This window comes from Cellulophaga tyrosinoxydans, from assembly GCF_900176415.1.
GTDB classification, from domain to species: Bacteria; Bacteroidota; Bacteroidia; order Flavobacteriales; family Flavobacteriaceae; genus Cellulophaga; species Cellulophaga tyrosinoxydans.
Window position 1 is genome coordinate 760,051 of record NZ_FWXO01000001.1, and the last position, 22,684, is coordinate 782,734.

The following is a 22,684-nucleotide window of genomic DNA, read 5'->3' on the forward strand; positions in this document are numbered from 1 at the left end:
TAAAAGTTTGGGGAAAATAGTTAAAACAACTGCTTTTTGAACAAATCCATATGCACATTATCCGATAAATTAAACCGTTCATAAGAGCTACAACATTTTGAGTAGGCTTCACAACAAAAATTGCTACAAAACAACGCATTGAACGTATCTTTGACCTGTATTTGATTAACGAAGTTTTTTCCCCAAATTAGCAACGTTATGATGGTACAAAATAGTGTAACGGTTCCCCAAATCGGAGCACGGAATTAACAATAAAAGCATACCCAAATTAGCTAATTAACCTACGCTAAAGAACTAAAAAACGCCCTTCTCTCGAAGGGCGTTTTTTATAAAATACTATTGCCTAAGTGTTATTAGAATGAGTAGTTTAATCCTAACATCCAGTAAGACTGTAATTTATTATCTACATCATTAAACCCAGTTGCAGTAGCTGGAGTTTGTGCTAATGCATAGTTTAATGCTTCTTGTTTGTTGCTTCTTAAACCAAAATCGAAACCAACACCTATCATTTTCCATAAGGTATAACCAAACGAGTTTGTCCAAGTTACATTAGACAAATCTCCACTCTTATAACTTTGGAACATAGAAAGATTAGATTTGAAGTTTACAGCTCCAATTTTTTTAGTGTAATCTGCTACTATTTTAGCCCCTAAAGAAGACTCGAAAACAGCATCATTATCACTAAATACAAAGTTGTAGTTTAATGGGTGAATTACCACTACTAAATCAGCAATTGGAGTCCAAGTAGCACCGACACCGACATCAAGATATCCAGGGTTATTAAAATTATTTAATATTGTAGTTCTGTATTCTCCTAAAGTTGAAATAGCAAAAGTTTCACTTAATTTACGACCGTATAAAGATGTTAATTGAAAAACATCTGTAGTTCCTTGAAACTTATCGCTATCCGTTGCTACATCTTTATTATCTAGTTTTACCCATGCAAGATTAACATTCGCTGAGTTTCTCCAGAAATACTTTTCTTGTAAATTGTTTGCAAATGCGTTAACTGTAAAACCAATGTTTCCAGAATTGTTGTTTGGTGCTCCTTGAGCATACCAGTTACTGAAACTTGAAATACTACCACCGATAGTACCAAAAGCTCCTTTTTTCCAACCTGGCATACCATCAATTTTTGCTTGAATGGCATTTACTCTAGCTTGTATTGCCGCAATTGAATCTTTCTTAGGCGCTTGCTCGGCCTTAAGCTCCTCAACAGTTTGAGAATAACCAGCTGCAATGGTAAAGCTAGCTACTAATGTGAATACTAATTTTTTCATGATTTAATGTTTAGTGTTTAAATTTTTGAAGGGCAAATTTACTAATTGTAAGTAAAACAATGTTATAAAAATTTATTTTCTTTTGAATAAAGGCACTGCGGAGCATGCCTCACCATACATAATACTTTTAGCAACAGCTTGAATCTTAGCTGTAGCCATAATATATGCATTTGGTGGAACAGGTTTTTTACTACACCCTTTTATTATTACTGGCAGATCAGTATACGAAGAAACATCTAGCTTTTCTATGATTAATTGATATAAGGCTGTTTCTAAATCTTCAAGCGTACCAATAATTGTTTTTTTGGCAAAAGGCTGTAGTTTAGTTGCAATTAACATATATGCCCAACCCGGAATAATAGCGTCAGAAGAACACCCAAGAGCAACGTAGGCATCTTGGTATTGTTCCCAATTATGATTTTCTAATTGCTGCCTAAAGTCTTTTTCTCGAAGAATAAATCCTTCAAAAAGCCAATCTTTTATATCTATAGTAATACGCTTTCCAACAGGATAATAATCCTCCAAATCGAAAGTAACTAGTGCGCTTTGAGAAACTCTATTTACTATTTCATTCATTACACTAATCGTGTTTGGTACTACAGCATTCCTAATTCTAGTTTTGCTTCTTCACTCATTAATTCTTGTGTCCAAGGTGGATCAAAAGTGATTTCTACTTCGGCGTCTTTTACCGCATTTAATGATTTTACTTTCTCTTCTACTTCTGCAGGTAATGATTCTGCAACTGGGCAGTTGGGTGAAGTTAAAGTCATTAGTATTTTTACTTCATTATCTTCATTTACAAAAACATCGTAAATAAGTCCTAATTCATATATATCTACAGGAATTTCTGGATCGTAGATTGTTTTTAATACCCCTACTATTTTTTCCCCTAATTCTGCTGTATCTATGGTGGTTTCCTCGCTCATTATTTCTATTTTTTAGTATTTATGCTATTACTTTCCTAATTGTGTTTGGTAAGCAATGGCGTATAATTTTAATTGTTTTATCATGCTAACTAAGCCATTTGCTCTAGTGGGTGACAAATGTTCTTTCAATCCAATTTCATCAATAAAATTAGTGTCCGCATCTATAATATCTTGTGGTTTTTGATTGCTAAACACGCGAATTAAAATGGCAATAATACCTTTGGTAATAATGGCATCGCTATCTGCTGTAAAAACCAAATTGTCATTTTCTAATTCGGCATGTACCCAAACTCTACTTTGGCATCCTTTTATAATATTATCGTCGGTTTTGTATTGCTCATCAATTATAGGAAGTGCTTTGCCCAATTCAATCATGTACTCGTAACGCTGCATCCAATCTTCAAACATGGAAAATTCGTCAACTATTTCTTCCTGTATTTCTTTTATAGTCATAGTCTCTTTATTTATATTCTGTGAAGAGATTTTCGATGCACAAAAATACGATAAGATTTGCTATTGAGCCGTTTCCGATAATGCTAATATTTTCTCAATTAATTCTTTTAATTGTTCTGGAGGATTTCCATGATCAAAACTATTAGACTCATAAGAAGTGTCTTCATATTCAATTTTTAAATTAGCAATTGCAGCTTTGTCACTGAATCTATTCTCAGAAGGTGATTTGTACCTTTTTATGTTTTCGACATTAGATTTTTCTACCATTAAACATATATCTTCCCAATCGATTAAATCCAATTCTAATGTTTCAACATTTTCACCATTTCTGTCCTTCATAATGGTTATAGTAGCTTTTTTCACTTCAATATTGAGATATACACCTCTGGATTCAGCATTATAAGTAATCCCTAATAAACTACTTTTTTGTTCTTTTTTATTAACGCCACAGGCCATAATAAATATAACCATACAACCACTGAATAGAATACTCTTCATATGAAATTATTAGAAATTAAAACTACGAAAAAAGGGTGTCAAAATTGACACCCTATAACTTAAGTTTGCTTAAATTTTTAGTTTACAAAACCTTCTCTAGGCCCTCCAGACACAAATAAAGCTCTCATTCTATCATTTTGACCATTGGTAAACATATACATACAATCATCTTGAACATAATCCATATAGTTCATGGTCATATCTGTACTTCTACAGTTTACAGTAGGGTAAGATGGACAATTATAATTTGGCGCATCGGAAGTTGGTGTGTCAGCCACAAAATCGTCTCTGTTACATCTTCCATCTCCCCAAATATGACGAAGGTTTAACCAATGTCCTACTTCATGGGTAGCTGTTCTACCATGCCCATAAATACCACCTGCATTAGTTTCTCCAAAAAAGTCGGTTCCTATTACCACTCCATCGGTTGCAGATGCACCTCCAGGAAATTGAGCATATCCTAATATTCCACCACCAATTTCACACACCCATATATTTAAATTATTAGCAGTATCTGTTGCATCGATACCTCCTTGCGAAGCAAATTTCATGGCATCATTAGTGCCCCATGAACTTACTGAAGAAGTTTTTCTAATAACTGCACCTCTTGTAAAAGTAATATCAATATCCGCTACAGCAACAGCAAATTCAGATGGTATACTACTTGTTCTTGAATTGTTATTATTAAAATCCTCATTCAAAATTGCTATTTGAGAATTTATTTGTGCATCGGTTACTTTTCCTGGGCTTGATTCAATAATGTTAATCACCACCGGTATTGTAATAGCACCTGTATAAATAGTTGGAGTGGTTCCGCCACCTCCACCAGATCCACCTCCTGGTTTACCTTTACCATTAGCTTTTAAAGCTATAGCTTTTCTAGTATTATACTCTATATCATACATTTTTTTTGATAAGCCAGGATTATTTTCTAATCTAAAAGCCAGATTATTCATAGAGTGACATTTATCAGCTCCTTGTACTGATTTTCCAGTCAAACTGCCTTCATCCTCCACAAGCAATGTAAAATCGGTCATGTCGACTTGTACTTCTTGAAAATCATTTGAATTAGTATCCATTTGATCATTTTGGCATGCATATACCATGGCAAGCGTTGCTAGCCCCAAAACTACTTTTTTCATAAAATTGTGATATTATTTGAATTAGTTACGGTTCAATATATAAATTTTTAACAAAAACTTAACTATAAGTTAGTTTTTTTGTAGGAAAAATAAAGTCAACCCCGGTGCATTTCATCGATGCAGAGGAACGTTTAAAGGGGAAAGTGGGACTAAAAAATAATATAGAATATTTATAAAAAAAATTAAGAAAGCATAGATTTAGCTTTTTTAACTGCTTCTACCAACACATCTACTTCTTCCATAGTATTGTAAAAACTAAAACTTGCTCTTACGGTTCCTGGTATTTTAAAGAAATCCATAATGGGTTGTGCACAATGATGTCCGGTACGTACCGCTACACCTAATTTGTCTAAAATAGAACCAATATCATAAGGGTGAATAGCACCTACATTAAATGAAATTACCGCCGTTTTATTTTTAGCTGTTCCGTAGATTTTTAAACCTTCTATCGCTAAAAGTTTTTTCGTGGCATATTCTAAAAGTTCAAGCTCATAGGCAGCAATGGCATCAAAACCAATAGTATTCATATAATCAAGTCCAGCTCCCATAGCAATTCCTCCGCAAATATTTGGTGTACCTGCTTCGAACTTATGGGGCAAATCAGCATAGGTAGTTTTATCGAAAGTCACTTGAGCTATCATTTCACCTCCGCCTTGATAAGGGGGTAACTTATTTAACCAAGCTTCTTTGCCATATAGTATTCCAACTCCTGTTGGTCCGCAAATTTTATGTGCAGAAACGGTATAAAAATCCGCATCTAAAGCCTGTACATCTGCTTTTATATGCGGTGCTGCTTGAGCACCATCGATTAGGACAGCAGCTCCAAATTTGTGCGCATTAGCTATAATTTCCTTAACAGGATTAATGGTCCCCAATGCATTAGACACATGATTACAAAATACCAATTTTGTTTTATCTGAAAGCAACTTGTAGTATTCGTCTATCAGTAATTCCCCATCCAAACTCATTGGAATTACTTTTAATTTGGCGCCTGTACGCTCACAAAGCATTTGCCAAGGAACTATATTGGAATGGTGTTCCATGGCTGAAACTATAATTTCGTCCTCTTTCTTTAAAAGAGAAGAGAATCCATTTGCTACAATGTTTATGCTATGTGTTGTCCCTGAGGTAAAAATTATTTCGTGAGATTTTGCTGCATTAAAATGTTTCTGAATTTTAATACGTGATTGCTCGTATTTATCCGTTGCTTCTTGAGAAAGCGCATGAACACCACGGTGAATATTTGCATTATAATTACTGTAATAATCTACAATTACATCTATAACTTGCTTAGGGGTTTGTGATGTAGCTGCATTATCTAAATAAACCAAAGGTTTTCCGTTTACTTCTCTTTTAAGAATGGGAAAGTCTTCACGGATTTTTAATACATCAAATGCTGTCACAATCATATTTCTATAAATCAAACCCTAAATTAACCCCCAATTTATTGGCAATTAATTTATTAATTCTTGTTTTTAATTCTGGTATACGAACGCTTTCTAAAACATTATTAGCAAAGGCGTACATTAACAATGCTCTTGCCTCCTTTTTTGGAATCCCTCTAGATTGTAAATAGAACAATGCATCTTCATCTAACTGACCTATAGTACACCCATGCGAACATTTAACATCATCGGCAAAAATTTCTAATTGCGGCTTGGTATTTATTGTTGCCTTATCACTTATAAGTATGTTATTGTTTTGTTGAAATGCATTGGTCTTCTGAGCCAATTTTTCTACGATAATTTTACCATTAAAAACACCAGTAGAATTCTCCCCGTAAATACTCTTATAATCTTGATGACTTTCGCAATTTGGCTCTATATGATGTACTAAGGTATGATGATCCACATGTTGTTTATCGCCTAAAATAGTAACACCCTTCATCGTGGAATCTATATATTCCCCATTTTGGTAGAAATTTAGATTATTACGCGTAAGCTTACCGCCAAATGAAAAGGTATGTACTTTTACAACACTTTTATCTTTTTGATTGATATATGTATTGTCTATTAATGATGCATTAGCAGCATCATTTTGCACTTTGTAGTAATCTACTATGGCATTTTTAGCAGCAAATATTTCGGTAACTGTATTTGTTAAAACCTCATTAGTAGTTAAACTTTGATGGCGTTCTATAATTTGCACCTCAGCATTTTCTTCTACTATAATTAAATTACGAGGTTGCAACATTAAAGTTGCTTCATTACCTGTTGCAAAATGTAAAATTTCGATTGGCTTTTTTGGCATTTTGTTCTTAGGGATATAAATATAAGCTCCCTCTTTACTAAATGCTGTGTTTAATGTAGTTAGCGACTCATCTTTAGAAGCCACTTTATTAAAATAAACATCGATAATTTGCTTGTACATAGGCTTATTTAAAGCCGAACTCATCAAACAAATATCTACGCCATCATGTGTTGTTTCAGATAAATTTGAGCTGAAAATACCATCAATGAAAACTATTTTATAGGTGTCTATTTCATTGATAAAGTATTTTTTTACTTCTCTATATTCTAAAGCATTAACCTCTTTCGGAAAAATACTGAAATCTATTTTCTGCAGGTTATTTAAAGAAGTATACTTCCAAGCTTCCTCTTTTTTAGTAGGAAACCCTTTTGCTTCAAAATTCTTCATTGCTTCTGAGCGTACTTCATGAACAGGATGATCTACATCAACATTGTTCTCAAAAGCCATAAATGAAGAAATTAATTTTTCTTTTAAACTCATTTTTTTAAGTATTAAGTAGTGTGTTTTAAGTATAAAGTTTAAGCTTATCTAAAATAGCGCTTTAGACTTTTTAACCTATTTAGACCACTGCTTGATTTTTTAGCCAATCGTATCCTTTTTCTTCTAATTCTAAAGCCAATTCTTTACCTCCAGATTTAACAATTTTTCCATTATGTAAAACATGAACAAAATCAGGCACTATATAGTCCAATAATCTTTGGTAATGCGTAATTACAATAATTGCATTGTCTTTACTTTTTAGTTTATTAACACCATTTGCTACAATACGTAGTGCATCAATATCTAATCCAGAATCGGTTTCATCTAGTATTGCCAATTTAGGCTCTAACATGGCCATCTGAAAAATTTCATTACGCTTTTTCTCACCTCCTGAAAAACCTTCATTTAAAGAACGAGATAAAAACTTACGATCTATTTCTAGCATTTCAGATTTTTCGCGAATTAATTTCAGCATTTCATTTGCTGGCATATCTTCCAATCCTTTAGCCTTACGGCCTTCGTTTATGGCAGTTTTCATGAAATTGGTTACAGAAACTCCAGGAATTTCTACAGGATACTGAAAAGAAAGAAACACGCCTTTGTGTGCACGTTCTTCTGGAGCAACATCTTCTAAATTCTCACCGTCTAAAACAACTTCGCCTTCGGTTACTTCAAATTCTTCTTTTCCAGCAATTACAGAAGCTAAAGTACTTTTACCAGATCCGTTTGGACCCATAATCGCATGTACTTCACCAGCCTTAACTTCTAAATTAATTCCTTTTAATATTTCCTTATCTTCTACGCTAGCGTGTAGATTTTTTATTTGTAACATCCTTAATTTTAGTTTAAAGTTTTAGGTTTAAAGTTGTTTAAACTTTGTACCCTTAAATTCATTATTGTTTAAATATGTAATAAAATTATTTATTTTTCCACTTAATTTTTCATAATCCGAAACAAGTAATTCAAATTTATCTTTATCAATATAATTATTATCAAATACTCGATATAATTGTGATCTACTCTCCCCAGCAGAACCTTTTGCAATTGATAAAAATTGTCTAAATTCTAAATTTCCATTTCTTTCAAACCCTTCCGCTATATTATCCATTACCGAACCAGAAGAGGCTTTAATCTGACTTCTTAATCTAAAATCTGATTTTAAATTTGTTTCATTTGAAATTGCAATAATAGCAGTTGACAATCTTCGTGCTTCTTGCCAAATTTCTAAATCTTCAAATTTTTTTACAGTTGCCATTTTAAATTCTAATTTATGACTTAAAGTTTATATTGTTTAACCTTAATCATTAAACAAATTTTTTAAACTTTAAACAAAAATTCTACCCTACCGATCCTTCTAAGCTAATTTCTAAAAGTTTTTGAGCTTCAACAGCAAATTCCATTGGTAATTTATTTAATACTTCTTTACTAAAACCATTTACAATTAATGCAATGGCTTTTTCTGTTGGAATTCCTCTTTGATTGCAATAGAAAATTTGATCTTCACCAATTTTACTTGTGGTGGCTTCATGTTCTATTTGCGCTGTTTTATTTTTAGCTTCTATATAAGGGAACGTATGTGCTCCACATTCATTACCCATTAGAAGTGAATCGCACTGCGAGAAGTTACGAGCATTGTCTGCTCTGCTGCTCACTTGTACTAAACCTCTGTAACTATTTTGTGATTTACCAGCAGAAATACCCTTAGAAATAATAGTACTTCTGGTATTCTTTCCTAAATGAATCATTTTTGTACCTGTATCTGCCTGTTGAAAATTATTGGTAACGGCTATAGAATAAAATTCACCGATAGAATTGTCACCTTTTAAAACACATGAAGGATATTTCCAGGTAACCGCAGAACCTGTTTCTACTTGTGTCCAAGATACTTTTGCATTTTTCTCGCATAAAGCTCTTTTGGTTACAAAATTATATACCCCACCTTTACCTTCTTTGTTTCCTGGAAACCAGTTTTGAACGGTAGAATACTTTATCTCTGCATTATCTAAAGCAATTAATTCTACAACAGCAGCGTGCAATTGGTTCTCATCTCTAGATGGTGCTGTACAACCTTCTAAATAACTTACATAACTACCTTCGTCAGCAATTACTAAGGTTCTCTCGAACTGACCAGTTCCCGCCTGATTAATTCTAAAATAGGTTGATAATTCCATTGGACAACGAACACCTTTAGGAATGTAACAGAAACTTCCATCGGAGAATACTGCAGAATTTAACGCCGCGTAAAAGTTGTCTTTTTGAGGCACCACCGAGCCTATATACTTTTTAACTAATTCTGGATGTTCTTTTATTGCTTCGGAAATGGAACAGAAAATAATTCCTTTTTCCGCTAAAGTCTTTTTAAATGTAGTGGCAACAGAAACAGAATCCATTACTATATCTACAGCAACATTCTGTAATTTCTTTTGTTCATCCACAGATATACCTAATTTCTTATACATCTCTAGCAATTCAGGATCTACATCGTCTAAAGATTTATTAGGATCTGCTTTCTTTGGTGCTGAATAATATGAAATAGCTTGAAAATCTGGTTTTGTATAATGAACATTTGCCCATTCTGGTTCCACCATTTCTTTCCAAATTTTGAAAGACTCTAAACGCCATAGCGTCATCCATTCTGGTTCTTCTTTCTTTTTAGAAATAGCAATTACTATATCTTCATTTAAACCAATAGGGAAAGTCTCAGACTCAATATCTGTATAAAATCCATATTCATACTCTTTGGATTCTAGTTCTTTTTTTAATTCTTCTTCTGTATATGCCATAATATAGCCCTCTTTAATCCCCCAAAGAGGGAATTTTACATTCTTTAATATTTTTCGCTCCCCTATCTATAGTTCCCCCTTTGGGGGTTAGGGGGCTTTTTATAGAGAGAAACTCTCTCCACATCCGCAGGTGCGTTGTGCGTTTGGATTGTTAAACACAAAACCTTTACCATTTAGACCACCTGAATATTCTAAAATAGTACCAACCAGATATAAAAAACTCTTCTTCTCTACGATAATACGTATGTCATTATCTTCAAAAATTTTATCGGTCTCGCCTATTTGGTTGTCAAATTTTAGTTCGTATGATAACCCACTACAACCACCACTTTTTACGCCAACTCTAACGTAATCTTTAGACGCGTCAAAACCCTCATCTTCCATAAGCGAGATGACTCTTTTTTTTGCCGTTTCTGATACTTGAATCATACTTAATTGGATTTGTTCTAAATAATTTACAAATATAAGCTATAAGTCGCTTTTTTCCATATTTACTAACATTAATATAACGTATAGTTCTATAACCGTTACTTATCGCCTAATAAAAGCCAATAATTCTCCCTGAGTTTATCTTTAAAAAATCGTATCATTTTTAGGGAATACTATGTATTTTTGCAGCATGATAGAAGATAAAGATCCTAAAAAAACTGCTTTGCAAGAGCTTGGTGAGTTTCAATTGATAAAACATCTAACTAAAGATTTTGCAATTACTAATGCATCAACCCTAAAAGGTATAGGTGATGATGCTGCTGTTCTAGATTTAAAAGATAAAAAGACAGTTCTGTCTACCGATTTATTAGTTGAAGGAATTCATTTTGATTTAAGTTACATGCCGCTTAAGCATTTAGGCTATAAAGCAGTGATGGTTAATTTATCCGATATCTATGCCATGAATGCTGTGGCAACACAAATTACCGTATCCATTGCTGTATCTAACAGGTTTCCTCTTGAAGCTTTGGAAGAATTATATGCCGGAATTGAGTTAGCAACAAAAAGCTTTAATGTAGATTTAATTGGCGGTGACACCACATCCTCAAAAACGGGTTTGCTCATAAGCATTACTGCAATTGGCGTAGCTAATGACAATGAAATTGCCTATAGAAGTGGCGCAAAACCACATGATTTGTTAGTGGTTACAGGAGATTTAGGTGGAGCATACATGGGATTACAAGTTTTAGAACGCGAGAAAGCAGTTTTTAAAGTCAACCCAAATAGTCAGCCAGACTTAGAGCCTTACACATATATTGTTGAAAGGCAATTAAAACCAGAGGCACGTAAAGATATTGTTGAATTGTTAAAACAGTTAGAGGTTACACCAACAGCTATGATTGATATTAGCGACGGACTTTCTTCTGAAATTTTGCATTTATGTGAACAAAGTAATGTTGGTTGCGATTTATATGAAGATAAAATTCCGTTAGATCCAACAGTCATTTCTGCTTGCGAAGAGTTTTCAATAGATAGCACACTCGTAGCGTTAAGCGGTGGTGAAGATTATGAATTGCTATTTACTATTGATCAAAAGGATTTTGATAAAATAAAAGGGAATCCAAATTTAACGGTTATTGGTCATATGACTGATGCGAGTTTAGGCGCCAATATGGTGACTAGAAGTGGTTCAAAAATTGGATTAACTGCCCAAGGTTGGAATTCTTTTAAGGAATAGGTTAAAAAAAAGAATTCCCAAAAACAAACAATAACATTTACTCAGGTCATAGGGCACATGACCTTAGTATCATCATTATATTTTTAGGAATAACTTTAGAATTTCTAAATCACTCAGGATTGAAATCCGTTTTGCCAAGCATAATTACGCCACTTGTTGGTGTGACGAACGATGTCTTTTTTGATACAAATTTTCTAATGTTGCATTAATATCTTGCATTTCTGGTGTTAGGCTAGATAGCCTACCATTTGCATCAGTTGTTACTTGCTTTTCGCAATGGATACATTTGTATTCTTTAATATGAGAAGTTACTTTTCTGGATATAGTGTAATGGTGTCCGAAAATGGAGCAGCAGAATGTATTAAATCTGGAGCCACAGTTAGATAGTACTTTTTTCATAGGTTAATTTTTAATACTGCAAATAAGTTTTGGGAACTTAAAAATTGCAATTTGTTATGTTGTTATTTGGGGTGATATACTTTTACTGTCGAATACTTTTGTAATTGCTTTATTTTAAGAACGATACAACTACTCATTTTATTGAATGGTTCCTTAAAAAAATTTGAACAAAACGACAATCAGAATGTTTTTTCGTTTAAATGCACAAATCATCGACAAAAGACATGGCTAATCCTCTAGAATTTCGAGTATCTTTCCAGCATTTTAAAGACCCTATGTTCAAATCTAAGGATACCCTAGTAACAGCATTTGCACTGTTTTCATTGTTTTTTGGCGCTGGAAATTTATTGTTTCCTCCATTATTAGGATTTAAATCTGGAAATATGTGGTGGTTGGTAACTTTAGGATTTTGCCTATCTGCTGTTTTGATTCCAATTTTTGGTATTCTAGCTCATGCAAAATTACAGGGTACAATATTTGATTTTGGAAAGAAAGTCTCGCCTACTTTTAGTTTAATTTTCTCCATATTAATTTATGCTATATCAATAAGTATACCCTCTCCAAGAACAGCTTCTTTTACCCACGAAATTGCCATTCAACCTTTTTTTGATTCTCCCTACATTTTAACCAGTGTGGTGTATTTTGTTTTGGTATTTATTTTCGTAATGAATAGATCAAAAATTTTAAATATTCTAGGTAAAATACTGACCCCCGCAATTATTCTTATTTTGTTTGCCATTATTGGTCTAACCATATTCGATTTTGAATTTAATTTTGGGGTAACAGAATTCCCTAGTCCGTTTGCACATGGCATTTTAGAAGGCTACCAGACCTTTGATGCTATTGGAGCTGTGGTTGTTGGGGGTGTAATCATAGTTTCAGTAAATTTAAGTAACAAAGAAAAATCCTTCGACGAAAAAAAAGCTATAATTAAAACTGCGGGTTGGTTAGCTGGTTTAGCTCTTTTAATTATTTACACAGGATTAATTTTTACGGGTGCTGTAATGCACAATCAATTTGACACAGCAATTACAAGATCGGCCCTCTTAACAGGTATTAGCACCCTAACTTTAGGAAGCACTGCCAATATATTTTTAAGTGTTCTAGTTAGTCTTGCTTGTTTTACAACAGCTGTTGGTATCGTGGCTGGAACGGCAGATTTTATTAAACATTTGTTCAAGGGCTCTGAAAAAGTCTACACCTTAACAGCTATTTTAGGCTGTGTTCTTGGAGTTGTTATGGGTCAGTTTAATGTAGGCTACATAATTGCAGTAGCTGTACCTGCACTAATGTTTATTTATCCAATAACCATTGTTTTAATTCTACTGAATATTGTACCTAACAAATATGCATCAACTTTTGTGTTTAGATCTGTAGTTATTGCGACAGCACTATTCAGTATTCCTGATTTTTTAAGCAGTATTGGAAGTCCTTTAGCTGTTGAAGGTGGCATTCTTGAATGGATTCCTTTGCAGAAATTTGGAATGGGTTGGGTGTTACCGGCCGTTTTACTATTTATTATCGCAAATTTATTACCTCAACCAAAAACTACCCGTGAATAGTTTCAGATTTGCCGTAATTTTTAATGATTTCTCCCTCTGCAATCAATAATTCTTTCCATTGCTTATCTACATCTATTCCTTCACCATATTTACGTGCAAAACTTAAAAAAGTAGTGTAATGGCCTGCTTCACTTATCATTAATTCTCTGTAGAATTTAGACAATTCTTCATCTTTTATATTTTCTGATAAAACTTTAAAACGTTCACAGCTTCGCGCTTCAATCATGGCAGAAAACAATAGCCTATTCACCAATGCCTGTTGACGGCTTCCACCTGTCATTTGAATTTTGAAAAGTTCATTTACATAACTGTCTCTTCGTTCTCGCCCTAAAGTATAACCCCGTTTTTTAATGATATCATGTACCATTTGAAAATGCTCTAATTCTTCTTGTGCCAGTTTTAAAAGTTCGGTCACCAATTCCTCATGTTCTGAATTTAAAGATATAATGGTAATGGCATTGGTAGCTGCTTTTTGCTCGCACCAAGCATGATCCGTTAAGATTTCTTCGATATTAGTTTCAACTAATTTAGCCCAACGTGGGTCCGTTGCTAACTTTAAACCAAGCATAGTGGTAATTTTAAATAACTTAATACAAAGGTACGCTTTAGTACCCAATAAATTAATTAGCACCGATGTGTGCTTCTAGAAATATACAGAAAAGGTTAAGGAAAGCATTATGAAGATGGTAAGTATTAATAGCAAAGGCCAAACAAATTTTAGCCATTTATTATAGCCTATTTTAACCAGGGAAAGCGCAGCTAATATCATGCTTGTAGGATTTATAAAATAAAATAACCCTAATCCATATAGGTATGCATTTACTACAACTTCACGGCCTACTCCAACTGTATCTGCTAGTGGAGACATAATTGGCATGGTAAGAACCGCCATACCAGATTGAGAGGGAATAAAAAAAGCTAATCCAGAATAAATTAGCATTAATAAATTAGCAAAAATTCCTTTATTCATACCTTCAGTAGCGGTACTTGCATAATACAAAACGGTGTCGCTAATTAAACCGTCATTCATTAATATAGTTACACCACGTGCAATCCCTATTATAAAAGCAACGCTCAATAAATCTCCAGCACCTTTTGCAAAAGCATCAACAAATTCTCTCTCGTTAATTCTACCAACAAACCCAATAACAATTGCCGCAAGAAGAAAGGTACTTGTCATTTCTACAAACCACCAATCTAAAAATGACACCCCGATAATCATTACTAAAAAAGACAAGGAAAACACCATCAAAATAAACTTTAACCTCCAAGTTAATTTAAGCTGGTTGCTAGTCTTTAATCCAAAAGCTTTATTCATTTCTTCTCTCTGATCGTAGATTAAAGATTTAGACGGATCTTTTTTTACTTTTTTTGCATACTGTAGAATGTACAATATGCAAACTAAAAGACAAAGCAATAGCATTATAGCACGCCCTGTCATACCTGTAGTCCAACTAATTCCAGCGGCATCAGAAGCAATTATCGTAGCAAATGGATTGGTTACACTAAATAAACAACCAACTGCCGAACCAATAAATATAGATGCTAGACCCACCATAGCATCATATTTAGCTGCTAAAAAAACGGGGATTAAAATAGGGTAAAAAGCCATGGTTTCTTCGGATAATCCAAAGGTAGTTCCACCAATAGCAATAAGTGTAGTCACGACAATAATTAGAATATACTCACGCCCATTTAGTGTTTTTGCTAAGCCTGCAATACCTGCATCAAAAGCACCAGAATGATTCATAATACCTATTAATCCTCCAATAATTAATACAAGAAAAATAATATCCGAAGCTTCAATTATCCCTTTTATAGGTGCTTGTATAAATTCAGCAAACCCTTGCGGATTGGAATCTACTTTTGTGTACGTATTTGGTATGTTGATAGGCTTATAAATAGCCCCGCTTGTAAATTTTTCTAACGGAATTTGAACCCCTAAATCATTTAAAGATTCTTGTGTTGCGGTAAGCTTATAGTCTTTTTTTGTACTGCTAATTTCAAAGGAATTATCTTCTGAATTATATTTTAAAGAATCATATTTACCCGCTGGGATACACCATGTTAAAATTGCCACAAATAAGGCGATACCAATTAGAATAGTATGCGCCGTGGGAAATTTTATTTTTTTCATGAATACAGTGGTTAATGAAGAATGGTAAAAAACTCTTTTAAACCAGTTAAAATACTTTGAATAGCGTAGGAAGCCAGTATTAATCCCATAACTTTACTAATTACAGTAATACCATATTCTCCAACTTTTTCTTGCACAACATTGGCTATTAATAATAAAACACAAGTTAATATAATTACTACAAAAACTAACGCAGTAGTAACCGCCTGTTGTTCTATGGTGTAAATATTATTATTTGTCATTAAAACCACGGCCATTATTGCTCCTGGCGATGCGATCGATGGAATTGCGATTGGAAAAATAGAGACATGTTTATAATCCGTTATTTTACTTTTTTCGTTCTCCGGTTTGCCATCACCAAAAATCATTGTAAGCGCAAATAAAAACAATATTACACCGCCAGAAATTTGAAAAGCATCTAAAGACACCTTCATGCCTTCTAGTATTAATTGACCAATTACAATAAAGAATAATAATATTAAAAAAGCAATCAACGATGCACGCATCGCAATTTTTCTTTTGTGCTTTAAATCAAAATTCTTTGTGGCCTCTAAATACACTGGAACAGATCCTAAAGGGTCTATTACTGCAATTAAAAAGAATATTGTGGTAATTATTTCGGTCATATACAATAAACTAACGTACTATTATTCCTTAAAAGTAAGGAAACTGTATACCTCTTTTTTGCGATTCATCAAATTAAAAAAACATTAACTACAAATACTGCAATTGATCTGTTAAAATCTTCACAAAGCTCATTAAAATAAAACCCTCTAAAGAAAGACTTCGTAGGTAAGGCATAATCTTAAAAAATAAAGCAATGAAAACATTAAAAAATTTTAAATCAATTAGCCTTGCCTTACTCTTAATGGCATCAACCTTGTCATTTGCGCAAGAAATGACGATGAAAAAAGACAAAAAAATGAAAATGGATACAAAAATGGTGGGTGGCGCAGAAATGTATCCTTCTAAAGATATTGTTTCTAATGCTGTAAACTCTAAAGACCATACTACTTTGGTAGCCGCGGTTAAAGCTGCGGATCTAGTGACGATATTGCAATCGGAAGGTCCGTTTACTGTTTTTGCCCCTACGAATGCTGCTTTTGACAAACTTCCGAAAGGAACCGTGGAAAGTTTATTAATGACCGAAAACAAAGAAAAGTTACAATCCGTGCTTACCTACCATGTTTTAGCGGGTAAATTTTCTTCTCAAGATCTTTTAAAAGCTATAAAAAAGGGAAAAGGCAAAACAGAACTTAAAACAGTTCAAGGCAATGTTTTAAAGTTTATGCTAAGCGGAGATTCTATTAAAATTATTGATGCTAACGGAAATATGAGCACGATTACTATTGCCGATGTAAACCAATCTAATGGTGTAATTCATGTGATTGACACAGTAGTTTTGCCAGGTATGTAATTTAATTCAAATGTCCCCTTATTAAAAAACGACCCATTTAGGGTCGTTTTTCTTATTTTTTAAGTTTTGAAACATCAATCTTATATAATTCTGCAGCATTTTGCCATAAAATAAGTTCCTTTTTATCTTCAGGAATATTCAGGTTTTTCATGAATTTTAAGTACGATTTCATATTAGAAATTGGCCAATCGGTACCGTATAATAAATATTTTGGGTTACCAGCGTAGGTAATCATTTCTTCAATGCCCTTTTTCATAAATTTTTCGAACTTAGAAGAAAAATCTCCTAGTACAAGCCCTGAAATATCGGCATATACATTTTTGTTTTTATACACTACCTCCATACAATCCTTTATCCATGGATTTCCCACATGGCATATTACTATTTTTAAATCAGGAAAATCCACTGCTAAATCATCTATATGGATAGGGTGCGAATATTTAATTCTGCCTGTTGGTGCATACGTATCGCCTGAATGGAACATTACTGGAACATCATATTCCAATGCCATTTCATACACTACTTTTAATCGTATATCATTAGGGTAAAAAGGCTCGTAACCTGGATAGAATTTTAATGCTTTTATTAAGCCTTGTTCCAAATAATCACCTATTTCACGTAAATCTCTATGATTATAATTCAAGTAACTTATTCCTGCAACCACTCCTAAGTTATCTCTTCCTGCTATAGCTTCGACTACTTGTTTGGTACTTGGTCTATGTTCATTGACTTTGTATGATGTTAAAACCAAAGAATAATCTACTTTATTCTCTAACATAGTTTCTTCGAGCTTGTTTAAGCATTCTTCGAGAGAAACTACGCGATCTTCGTGGTAATTGTTTATGTGGGTGTGTACGTCTATTATCATGCTAACTTTTTAAACTTAAGCGTTCATTAAACTTTCTATTTCATCTGCTTCAATTGGAATGTTTTGCATTAAGTTAAAAGGAGCTCCTTTTTCTTGAATAACAACATCATCTTCCAATCTAATTCCCATTTTTTCATTAGGAATATAAATTCCCGGTTCCACCGTAAAAACCATATTAGCCTTCATTGGTGTTTTTAAGGCTCCATAATCATGGGTATTTAATCCAATATGATGACTGGTACCGTGCATAAAGTATTTTTTATACGCTGGCCATTCCGGATTTTCGTTTTTTATATCGGCTTTATCTAACAATCCAAGAGCTAATAATTCTGAGGTCATTATTTTCCCAACTTCTTTATGGTATTCTGCCCAAATGGTACCCGGAACCAACATTTTGGTGGCTTCATTCTTTACACGAAGCACCGCATTATATACTTCTTTTTGTCTTTTGGTGAATTTGCCATTTACTGGAATAGTCCGTGTTAAATCGCTAGAATAATTGGCATATTCCGCAGCAACATCCATTAATATTAAATCCCCCGATTTGCATTGCTGGTTGTTTTCTATATAATGCAATACATTAGCATTGTTCCCAGAAGCTATAATTGGCGTGTAGGCAAACCCTTTAGAACGGTTACGGACAAATTCATGTAATAATTCTGCTTCTATTTCATATTCCCAAACATCTGGTTTTACAAAACCAAGAAGTCTTCTAAAGCCTTTTTCGGTAATATTACAGGCAGTTTGCATAAGTGCAATTTCTTCTGGTTCTTTTACCCCGCGTATTTCCTGTAAAATTGGATTACTTTTAGCATACTGATGCGCAGGAAAATCTAGCTTACATTTCTGAATAAACCTATCTTCTCTAGTTTGCGTTTCAACGGCTTGACGGTAATGTTCGTTAGTATTGAAATAAATGATGTTGGCCTCGGTCATTAAATCAAAAAAAATCTTATCAAAATCTGACAGCCAGTAAATAGTTTCTATCCCTGAAACCAATGTAGCCTTTTCTTTGGTTAGTTTTTCACCTTCCCAAATGGCAATATGTTCGTTAGTTTCACGAACAAATAGTATCTCTTTATGCTTTTTATTTATAGCATCAGGAAAAAGTAATAAAATGGTCTCTTCTTGATCAGCCCCAGAAAGATAAAAAATATCTCTATGTTGCTCAAAAGGCATTGTGCTATCCGCACTTATTGGGTATATATCATTAGAATTAAAAACAGCAATGCTTTTAGGAAGCATTTTTGCCATAAACTTTTTTCTGTTTTTTATAAAAAGGGAGTTGCTTATTAAATCGTACTTCATGGTATAAAATTAGTCTCTTCAAAAATAATAATTAATAAACAGACCAAACACAGTCTTAAAAAGTAATTAAAGAAATTAGATCATAGGCATAAAAAAAGAGGCGCAAAATGCAACCTCTTTTAAGCTAAAAAATTTAGTAATTATTTTGCCATGGCATTTTTGATAGCTCCGACTATTGCCATGATGACACCGCCACCAACACCACCGCCAGCTACACTTCCAATAATACTAGACACATCCATAGCATCTGTTCCAGCAGCAGCACCTGCTCCCATGCCTAACATGCCAAGTAGTTGTCCGCCTAAACCACCACCAACTAAACCGGCAATGGTATTTCCAACAGTTCCTAAAGACAAGTTTTTTAATAATTTTCCTGCAACATTACCGCCTATGGCACCGGTAACAAGTTGAATAATTAAAGGTAAGTACTCTTCCATGTTGTTTTTATATTTAATTGGTTAGATTTCAATAAATTAACAACATTTTTGCGACTAAAACAATTAGAATTGTTAATTTATTACTTTATCAATTAAATATTATGAATTTAATTAGAATCTAATAAGAAGCTATTTTTAAGCTTAGCACTTAAATAGTTGTCATATAGTTCATCTTAATTTGAGATTTGTTAACTTTCCATTGACTAATTCCAATTCAAAGACCATGAACAAATCAATCTTAATTACTTTACTCTTTAGTGCAACTTTAGGTTTTTCTCAAATAGCCGCAACTTCTTCAGACAACGTTGAAACGGCTTTGCAGCAAAAATCACAGTTAAGTAAAAATTCCATCGTAAAAAATATACCATTTACAAATATTGGTCCTACAGTTATGAGTGGCCGTGTGGTAGATGTTGATGTTAACCCAGAAAACCCAACTGAATTTTACGTAGGCTATGCCTCAGGTGGTTTATGGTATACCGCTAACAATGGCACTACTTTCACCCCTGTTTTAGACAATTCTGATACTCAAAATGTTGGAGATATTGCGGTAGATTGGAAAAATGGAACCATATGGGTAGGAACGGGAGAAAACAATGCCTCAAGATCTTCGTATGCCGGAATTGGTATTTTAAAGTCTACTGACAAAGGCGAAACTTGGCAAAATATGGGTTTAACAGACTCGCACCATATTGGTAGAATTATTCTCAACCCTAATAATGCCAATGAAGTCATTGTTGGTGTTACCGGACATTTATACACCCCAAATGAAAACCGAGGTATTTATAAAACTACAGATGGTGGAAAAACCTGGGTTAAAACTTTATATGTAAATGATGCAGCCGGAATTATTGATGTGGCTGTGGCTCCAAATAGTTTTTCTGTAATGTATGCGGCTGCGTGGGAAAAAGATAGAAAAGCTTGGGATTTTATCGGAAACGGAAACGGTTCTGGAATTTATAAAAGTACTGACGCTGGTAACACTTGGGTGAAAGTTTCTACTGCAGAAAGTGGTTTCCCAACGGGTGATGGTGTTGGAAGAATTGGGCTAGCCGTTTTTGATGACAATACAGTTTATGCTGTTCATGACAACCAATTTAGAAGACCTACTGATGATAGTTCTCCTAAAAAATCTGAAAATCTTTCTAAAGACGATTTTAAAAACATGTCTGTTGATCAACTACTGAATTTAGAGGATAAAAAATTAAACGAGTTTCTTAAAACCAATGGTTTTCAAGAAAAATATCGCGCCGATAATGTAAAACAATTGGTGAGAAGCGGTTCCGTAAAACCAGTAGATTTAGCTAAATATTTAGAAGACGCAAACGCTATGTTATTCGATACTCCGGTAATTGGCGCTGAGGTTTATAAATCTAATGATGATGGAAAAACATGGAGCAAGCAAAACATAAATTATATAGATGACCTATTTTACAGCTACGGATATTATTTTGCACAAATAAATGTAGATCCAAGCAATGTAAATAAAATATACTTAGCTGGAGTGCCCATTATTAAGTCTGATGATGGTGGAAAAACGTATACGTCAATTAACGGTGACAATGTTCATGCAGATCATCATGCTTTGTGGATTAATCCGAAAAAATCAGGACATTTAATTAATGGTAATGATGGTGGCGTAAATATAACCTATGATGACGGCGCTAGTTGGATAAAGAACAACTCCCCATCCGTTGGTCAGTTTTATGCCATAAATGTAGACAATGAAAAACCCTATAATGTGTATGGTGGCTTACAAGATAATGGCGTATGGAAAGGAGCACATACTGCTAAAGAATCCACCGAATGGCACCAGAGTGGGGATTATCCGTGGAAATCTATCATGGGTGGTGACGGCATGCAAGTTCAAATAGATAATAGAAACGCTAACATTGTTTATACAGGATATCAATTTGGAAATTATTTTAGACTAGATGTTGCCAATGACAAACAAAAATACATTCAACCCAAACACGAATTAGGAGAAACACCCTATAGATTTAATTGGCAAACTCCAATTTTATTATCGTCACACAATCAAGATATTCTTTATTTAGGAGGCAACAAACTACACAGATCTTTAAACCAAGGAGATGATTGGGAAACCATTTCGCCAGATTTAACGCAAGGTGGCAAGGCAGGTAATGTGGCCTATGGCACTTTAACTACCATTTCTGAATCTCCTTTTAAATTTGGTCTAATTTATACAGGTAGTGATGATGGTTATATTCAAGTTACACAAAACGGAGGTGGCAATTGGGAGAATATATCTACCAATTTACCAAAAGATTTGTGGGTTTCTCGTGTAGCGGCGTCTAAGCATAAGAAAGAAAGAGTTTATGCCACTTTAAATGGGTATAGAAATGACAATTTTACAGCTTACGTGTTTAAAAGTGATAACTACGGTAAAACATGGACTAACATAGCGGCTAACATTCCTGCTTCGCCAGTAAATGTGATTTTAGAAGATCCTATAAATGAAAATCTACTTTTTGTAGGAACCGATAATGGGTTATATGCTTCTTTTAATCAAGGTGATTCTTGGGAAGTTTTTCAAAACGGTATTCCTAATGTAGCAGTTCATGATTTGGTGATACAGCCAGAAGCAAAGCATTTATTGGTAGGAACACACGGACGTAGCATTTATAAGACTGATATTGCTCAACTAGAAGCAATGAATGCAGCTATGCTATCAAAGTCTTTCTATGCTTTTCAACCAGAAAAAATAAAACATTCTAATAGATGGGGTTCTTCTTGGAGTACTTGGGGAAAGCCACAAACGCCAGGTTTAGACATTACTTTTTATACCACAAAAGCAGGTGTTTACAATGCAACAATAGTTACGAAAAATGGTATTCCTGTTAGTGCTACAACTGTAAATGCAGACAAAGGTTTTAATGTGGTATCGTATGATTTAGCATTTTCAAAATCAGGTAAATCTTCATATTTAAAAAAGGTAAAAACCGAATTAAAGGAAGCTAACGATGGTAAAACCTATTTGCCAAAAGGGAAATATGAAATGGTACTAGACGGCAATGGTCTAAAAGAAAAAGTGCCATTTGAGATTGAATAAATTAC

23 protein-coding genes are annotated in these 22,684 nt (G+C 33.8%); 4 read left to right on the forward strand and 19 right to left on the reverse strand.

Annotated elements, in window-relative coordinates; translation table 11 throughout:
* Positions 1-353: 353 nt before the first annotated feature.
* The 12 genes from B8963_RS03430 to B8963_RS03485 form a co-directional block, all read right to left on the reverse strand.
* The gene (locus B8963_RS03430) at positions 354-1,280 is read right to left on the reverse strand and encodes a DUF3078 domain-containing protein (RefSeq protein WP_084059991.1); all 927 of its coding nucleotides are present in this window, start codon (positions 1,278-1,280) and stop codon (positions 354-356) included.
* A gap of 72 nt (positions 1,281-1,352) precedes the next feature.
* Positions 1,353-1,856 (reverse strand): DUF2480 family protein, encoded by a 504-nt coding sequence (locus B8963_RS03435; RefSeq protein WP_084059992.1) that lies wholly within the window; start codon positions 1,854-1,856, stop codon positions 1,353-1,355.
* A gap of 20 nt (positions 1,857-1,876) precedes the next feature.
* Complete coding sequence (locus B8963_RS03440) at positions 1,877-2,206, reverse strand: SUF system Fe-S cluster assembly protein (protein ID WP_084059993.1); 330 nt, start codon at positions 2,204-2,206, stop codon at positions 1,877-1,879.
* A 27-nt stretch (positions 2,207-2,233) separates the two neighbouring features.
* Positions 2,234-2,659 carry a SufE family protein gene (locus tag B8963_RS03445; RefSeq protein WP_084059994.1) on the reverse strand — a complete coding sequence of 142 codons (426 nt, stop codon included), beginning with the start codon at positions 2,657-2,659 and terminating at the stop codon, positions 2,234-2,236.
* A 60-nt stretch (positions 2,660-2,719) separates the two neighbouring features.
* Positions 2,720-3,157 carry a hypothetical protein gene (locus B8963_RS03450; RefSeq protein WP_143312463.1) on the reverse strand — a complete coding sequence of 146 codons (438 nt, stop codon included), beginning with the start codon at positions 3,155-3,157 and terminating at the stop codon, positions 2,720-2,722.
* Between the two features lie 77 nt (positions 3,158-3,234).
* A complete protein-coding gene (locus B8963_RS03455; protein ID WP_084059996.1) occupies positions 3,235-4,299 on the reverse strand; it encodes a zinc metalloprotease in 1,065 nt (354 codons plus the stop codon).
* Between the two features lie 182 nt (positions 4,300-4,481).
* On the reverse strand, positions 4,482-5,708 hold the full coding sequence (locus B8963_RS03460; RefSeq protein ID WP_084059997.1) for an aminotransferase class V-fold PLP-dependent enzyme: 1,227 nt from the start codon (positions 5,706-5,708) through the stop codon (positions 4,482-4,484).
* A 4-nt stretch (positions 5,709-5,712) separates the two neighbouring features.
* Positions 5,713-7,029, reverse strand: coding sequence for a Fe-S cluster assembly protein SufD (gene sufD, locus B8963_RS03465; RefSeq protein WP_084059998.1), 1,317 nt, complete (start codon positions 7,027-7,029; stop codon positions 5,713-5,715).
* 79 nt (positions 7,030-7,108) lie between these two features.
* On the reverse strand, positions 7,109-7,861 hold the full coding sequence (gene sufC, locus B8963_RS03470) for a Fe-S cluster assembly ATPase SufC (RefSeq protein WP_084059999.1): 753 nt from the start codon (positions 7,859-7,861) through the stop codon (positions 7,109-7,111).
* A 27-nt stretch (positions 7,862-7,888) separates the two neighbouring features.
* Complete coding sequence (locus B8963_RS03475; protein WP_084060000.1) at positions 7,889-8,284, reverse strand: four helix bundle protein; 396 nt, start codon at positions 8,282-8,284, stop codon at positions 7,889-7,891.
* Between the two features lie 82 nt (positions 8,285-8,366).
* Positions 8,367-9,812: a Fe-S cluster assembly protein SufB gene (sufB, locus tag B8963_RS03480; protein WP_084060001.1), complete on the reverse strand. Its 1,446-nt coding sequence runs from the start codon at positions 9,810-9,812 to the stop codon at positions 8,367-8,369.
* A 99-nt stretch (positions 9,813-9,911) separates the two neighbouring features.
* Complete coding sequence (locus B8963_RS03485; RefSeq protein WP_084060002.1) at positions 9,912-10,241, reverse strand: HesB/IscA family protein; 330 nt, start codon at positions 10,239-10,241, stop codon at positions 9,912-9,914.
* A 190-nt stretch (positions 10,242-10,431) separates the two neighbouring features.
* Here B8963_RS03485 and thiL point away from each other — a divergent pair, with 190 nt between their 5' ends.
* Entirely contained in the window at positions 10,432-11,478 is a 1,047-nt protein-coding gene (gene thiL, locus B8963_RS03490) for a thiamine-phosphate kinase (protein ID WP_084060003.1), read from the forward strand.
* A gap of 144 nt (positions 11,479-11,622) precedes the next feature.
* Here the strand turns inward: thiL and B8963_RS03495 are convergent, their stop codons facing one another.
* Complete coding sequence (locus B8963_RS03495) at positions 11,623-11,877, reverse strand: hypothetical protein (RefSeq protein WP_084060004.1); 255 nt, start codon at positions 11,875-11,877, stop codon at positions 11,623-11,625.
* 275 nt (positions 11,878-12,152) lie between these two features.
* Here B8963_RS03495 and B8963_RS03500 point away from each other — a divergent pair, with 275 nt between their 5' ends.
* A complete protein-coding gene (locus B8963_RS03500; protein WP_084060712.1) occupies positions 12,153-13,439 on the forward strand; it encodes a branched-chain amino acid transport system II carrier protein in 1,287 nt (428 codons plus the stop codon).
* On the opposite strand, the gene miaE is transcribed toward B8963_RS03500, so the two are convergent.
* The 3 genes from miaE to B8963_RS03515 all read right to left on the reverse strand — a co-directional run bounded on the left by miaE (position 13,426) and on the right by B8963_RS03515 (position 16,202).
* Complete coding sequence (miaE, locus tag B8963_RS03505) at positions 13,426-14,007, reverse strand: MiaE family protein (protein WP_084060005.1); 582 nt, start codon at positions 14,005-14,007, stop codon at positions 13,426-13,428. The genes B8963_RS03500 and miaE overlap by 14 nt on opposite strands.
* 75 nt (positions 14,008-14,082) lie before the next feature.
* The gene (locus B8963_RS03510; RefSeq protein WP_084060006.1) at positions 14,083-15,576 is read right to left on the reverse strand and encodes a YfcC family protein; all 1,494 of its coding nucleotides are present in this window, start codon (positions 15,574-15,576) and stop codon (positions 14,083-14,085) included.
* A gap of 11 nt (positions 15,577-15,587) precedes the next feature.
* Positions 15,588-16,202 (reverse strand): MarC family protein, encoded by a 615-nt coding sequence (locus tag B8963_RS03515; RefSeq protein WP_084060007.1) that lies wholly within the window; start codon positions 16,200-16,202, stop codon positions 15,588-15,590.
* A gap of 194 nt (positions 16,203-16,396) precedes the next feature.
* Between B8963_RS03515 and B8963_RS03520 the strand changes: the two genes are divergently transcribed.
* Positions 16,397-16,993, forward strand: coding sequence for a fasciclin domain-containing protein (locus B8963_RS03520; protein WP_084060008.1), 597 nt, complete (start codon positions 16,397-16,399; stop codon positions 16,991-16,993).
* A gap of 52 nt (positions 16,994-17,045) precedes the next feature.
* Here the strand turns inward: B8963_RS03520 and B8963_RS03525 are convergent, their stop codons facing one another.
* The 3 genes from B8963_RS03525 to B8963_RS03535 form a co-directional block, all read right to left on the reverse strand.
* Positions 17,046-17,861, reverse strand: coding sequence for an amidohydrolase family protein (locus tag B8963_RS03525; protein ID WP_084060009.1), 816 nt, complete (start codon positions 17,859-17,861; stop codon positions 17,046-17,048).
* Positions 17,862-17,876: 15 nt separating this feature from the next.
* Entirely contained in the window at positions 17,877-19,169 is a 1,293-nt protein-coding gene (locus B8963_RS03530; RefSeq protein ID WP_084060010.1) for an aminopeptidase P family protein, read from the reverse strand.
* A 140-nt stretch (positions 19,170-19,309) separates the two neighbouring features.
* A complete protein-coding gene (locus tag B8963_RS03535; RefSeq protein WP_084060011.1) occupies positions 19,310-19,606 on the reverse strand; it encodes a hypothetical protein in 297 nt (98 codons plus the stop codon).
* Positions 19,607-19,829: 223 nt separating this feature from the next.
* Here B8963_RS03535 and B8963_RS03540 point away from each other — a divergent pair, with 223 nt between their 5' ends.
* Positions 19,830-22,679 carry a beta propeller repeat protein gene (locus tag B8963_RS03540; RefSeq protein WP_084060012.1) on the forward strand — a complete coding sequence of 950 codons (2,850 nt, stop codon included), beginning with the start codon at positions 19,830-19,832 and terminating at the stop codon, positions 22,677-22,679.
* Positions 22,680-22,684: the final 5 nt, after the last annotated feature.

What these genes read in the sequence shown, in the direction of transcription:
- B8963_RS03430 (WP_084059991.1), bottom strand. Translation starts at nt 1,280, where the DNA reads ATGAAAAAATTAGTATTCACATTAGTAGCTAGCTTTACCATTGCAGCT.
- B8963_RS03435 (WP_084059992.1), bottom strand. Translation starts at nt 1,856, where the DNA reads ATGAATGAAATAGTAAATAGAGTTTCTCAAAGCGCACTAGTTACTTTC.
- B8963_RS03440 (WP_084059993.1), bottom strand. Translation starts at nt 2,206, where the DNA reads ATGAGCGAGGAAACCACCATAGATACAGCAGAATTAGGGGAAAAAATA.
- B8963_RS03445 (WP_084059994.1), bottom strand. Translation starts at nt 2,659, where the DNA reads ATGACTATAAAAGAAATACAGGAAGAAATAGTTGACGAATTTTCCATG.
- B8963_RS03450 (WP_143312463.1), bottom strand. Translation starts at nt 3,157, where the DNA reads ATGAAGAGTATTCTATTCAGTGGTTGTATGGTTATATTTATTATGGCC.
- B8963_RS03455 (WP_084059996.1), bottom strand. Translation starts at nt 4,299, where the DNA reads ATGAAAAAAGTAGTTTTGGGGCTAGCAACGCTTGCCATGGTATATGCA.
- B8963_RS03460 (WP_084059997.1), bottom strand. Translation starts at nt 5,708, where the DNA reads ATGATTGTGACAGCATTTGATGTATTAAAAATCCGTGAAGACTTTCCC.
- sufD (WP_084059998.1), bottom strand. Translation starts at nt 7,029, where the DNA reads ATGAGTTTAAAAGAAAAATTAATTTCTTCATTTATGGCTTTTGAGAAC.
- sufC (WP_084059999.1), bottom strand. Translation starts at nt 7,861, where the DNA reads ATGTTACAAATAAAAAATCTACACGCTAGCGTAGAAGATAAGGAAATA.
- B8963_RS03475 (WP_084060000.1), bottom strand. Translation starts at nt 8,284, where the DNA reads ATGGCAACTGTAAAAAAATTTGAAGATTTAGAAATTTGGCAAGAAGCA.
- sufB (WP_084060001.1), bottom strand. Translation starts at nt 9,812, where the DNA reads ATGGCATATACAGAAGAAGAATTAAAAAAAGAACTAGAATCCAAAGAG.
- B8963_RS03485 (WP_084060002.1), bottom strand. Translation starts at nt 10,241, where the DNA reads ATGATTCAAGTATCAGAAACGGCAAAAAAAAGAGTCATCTCGCTTATG.
- thiL (WP_084060003.1), top strand. Translation starts at nt 10,432, where the DNA reads ATGATAGAAGATAAAGATCCTAAAAAAACTGCTTTGCAAGAGCTTGGT.
- B8963_RS03495 (WP_084060004.1), bottom strand. Translation starts at nt 11,877, where the DNA reads ATGAAAAAAGTACTATCTAACTGTGGCTCCAGATTTAATACATTCTGC.
- B8963_RS03500 (WP_084060712.1), top strand. Translation starts at nt 12,153, where the DNA reads ATGTTCAAATCTAAGGATACCCTAGTAACAGCATTTGCACTGTTTTCA.
- miaE (WP_084060005.1), bottom strand. Translation starts at nt 14,007, where the DNA reads ATGCTTGGTTTAAAGTTAGCAACGGACCCACGTTGGGCTAAATTAGTT.
- B8963_RS03510 (WP_084060006.1), bottom strand. Translation starts at nt 15,576, where the DNA reads ATGAAAAAAATAAAATTTCCCACGGCGCATACTATTCTAATTGGTATC.
- B8963_RS03515 (WP_084060007.1), bottom strand. Translation starts at nt 16,202, where the DNA reads ATGACCGAAATAATTACCACAATATTCTTTTTAATTGCAGTAATAGAC.
- B8963_RS03520 (WP_084060008.1), top strand. Translation starts at nt 16,397, where the DNA reads ATGAAAACATTAAAAAATTTTAAATCAATTAGCCTTGCCTTACTCTTA.
- B8963_RS03525 (WP_084060009.1), bottom strand. Translation starts at nt 17,861, where the DNA reads ATGATAATAGACGTACACACCCACATAAACAATTACCACGAAGATCGC.
- B8963_RS03530 (WP_084060010.1), bottom strand. Translation starts at nt 19,169, where the DNA reads ATGAAGTACGATTTAATAAGCAACTCCCTTTTTATAAAAAACAGAAAA.
- B8963_RS03535 (WP_084060011.1), bottom strand. Translation starts at nt 19,606, where the DNA reads ATGGAAGAGTACTTACCTTTAATTATTCAACTTGTTACCGGTGCCATA.
- B8963_RS03540 (WP_084060012.1), top strand. Translation starts at nt 19,830, where the DNA reads ATGAACAAATCAATCTTAATTACTTTACTCTTTAGTGCAACTTTAGGT.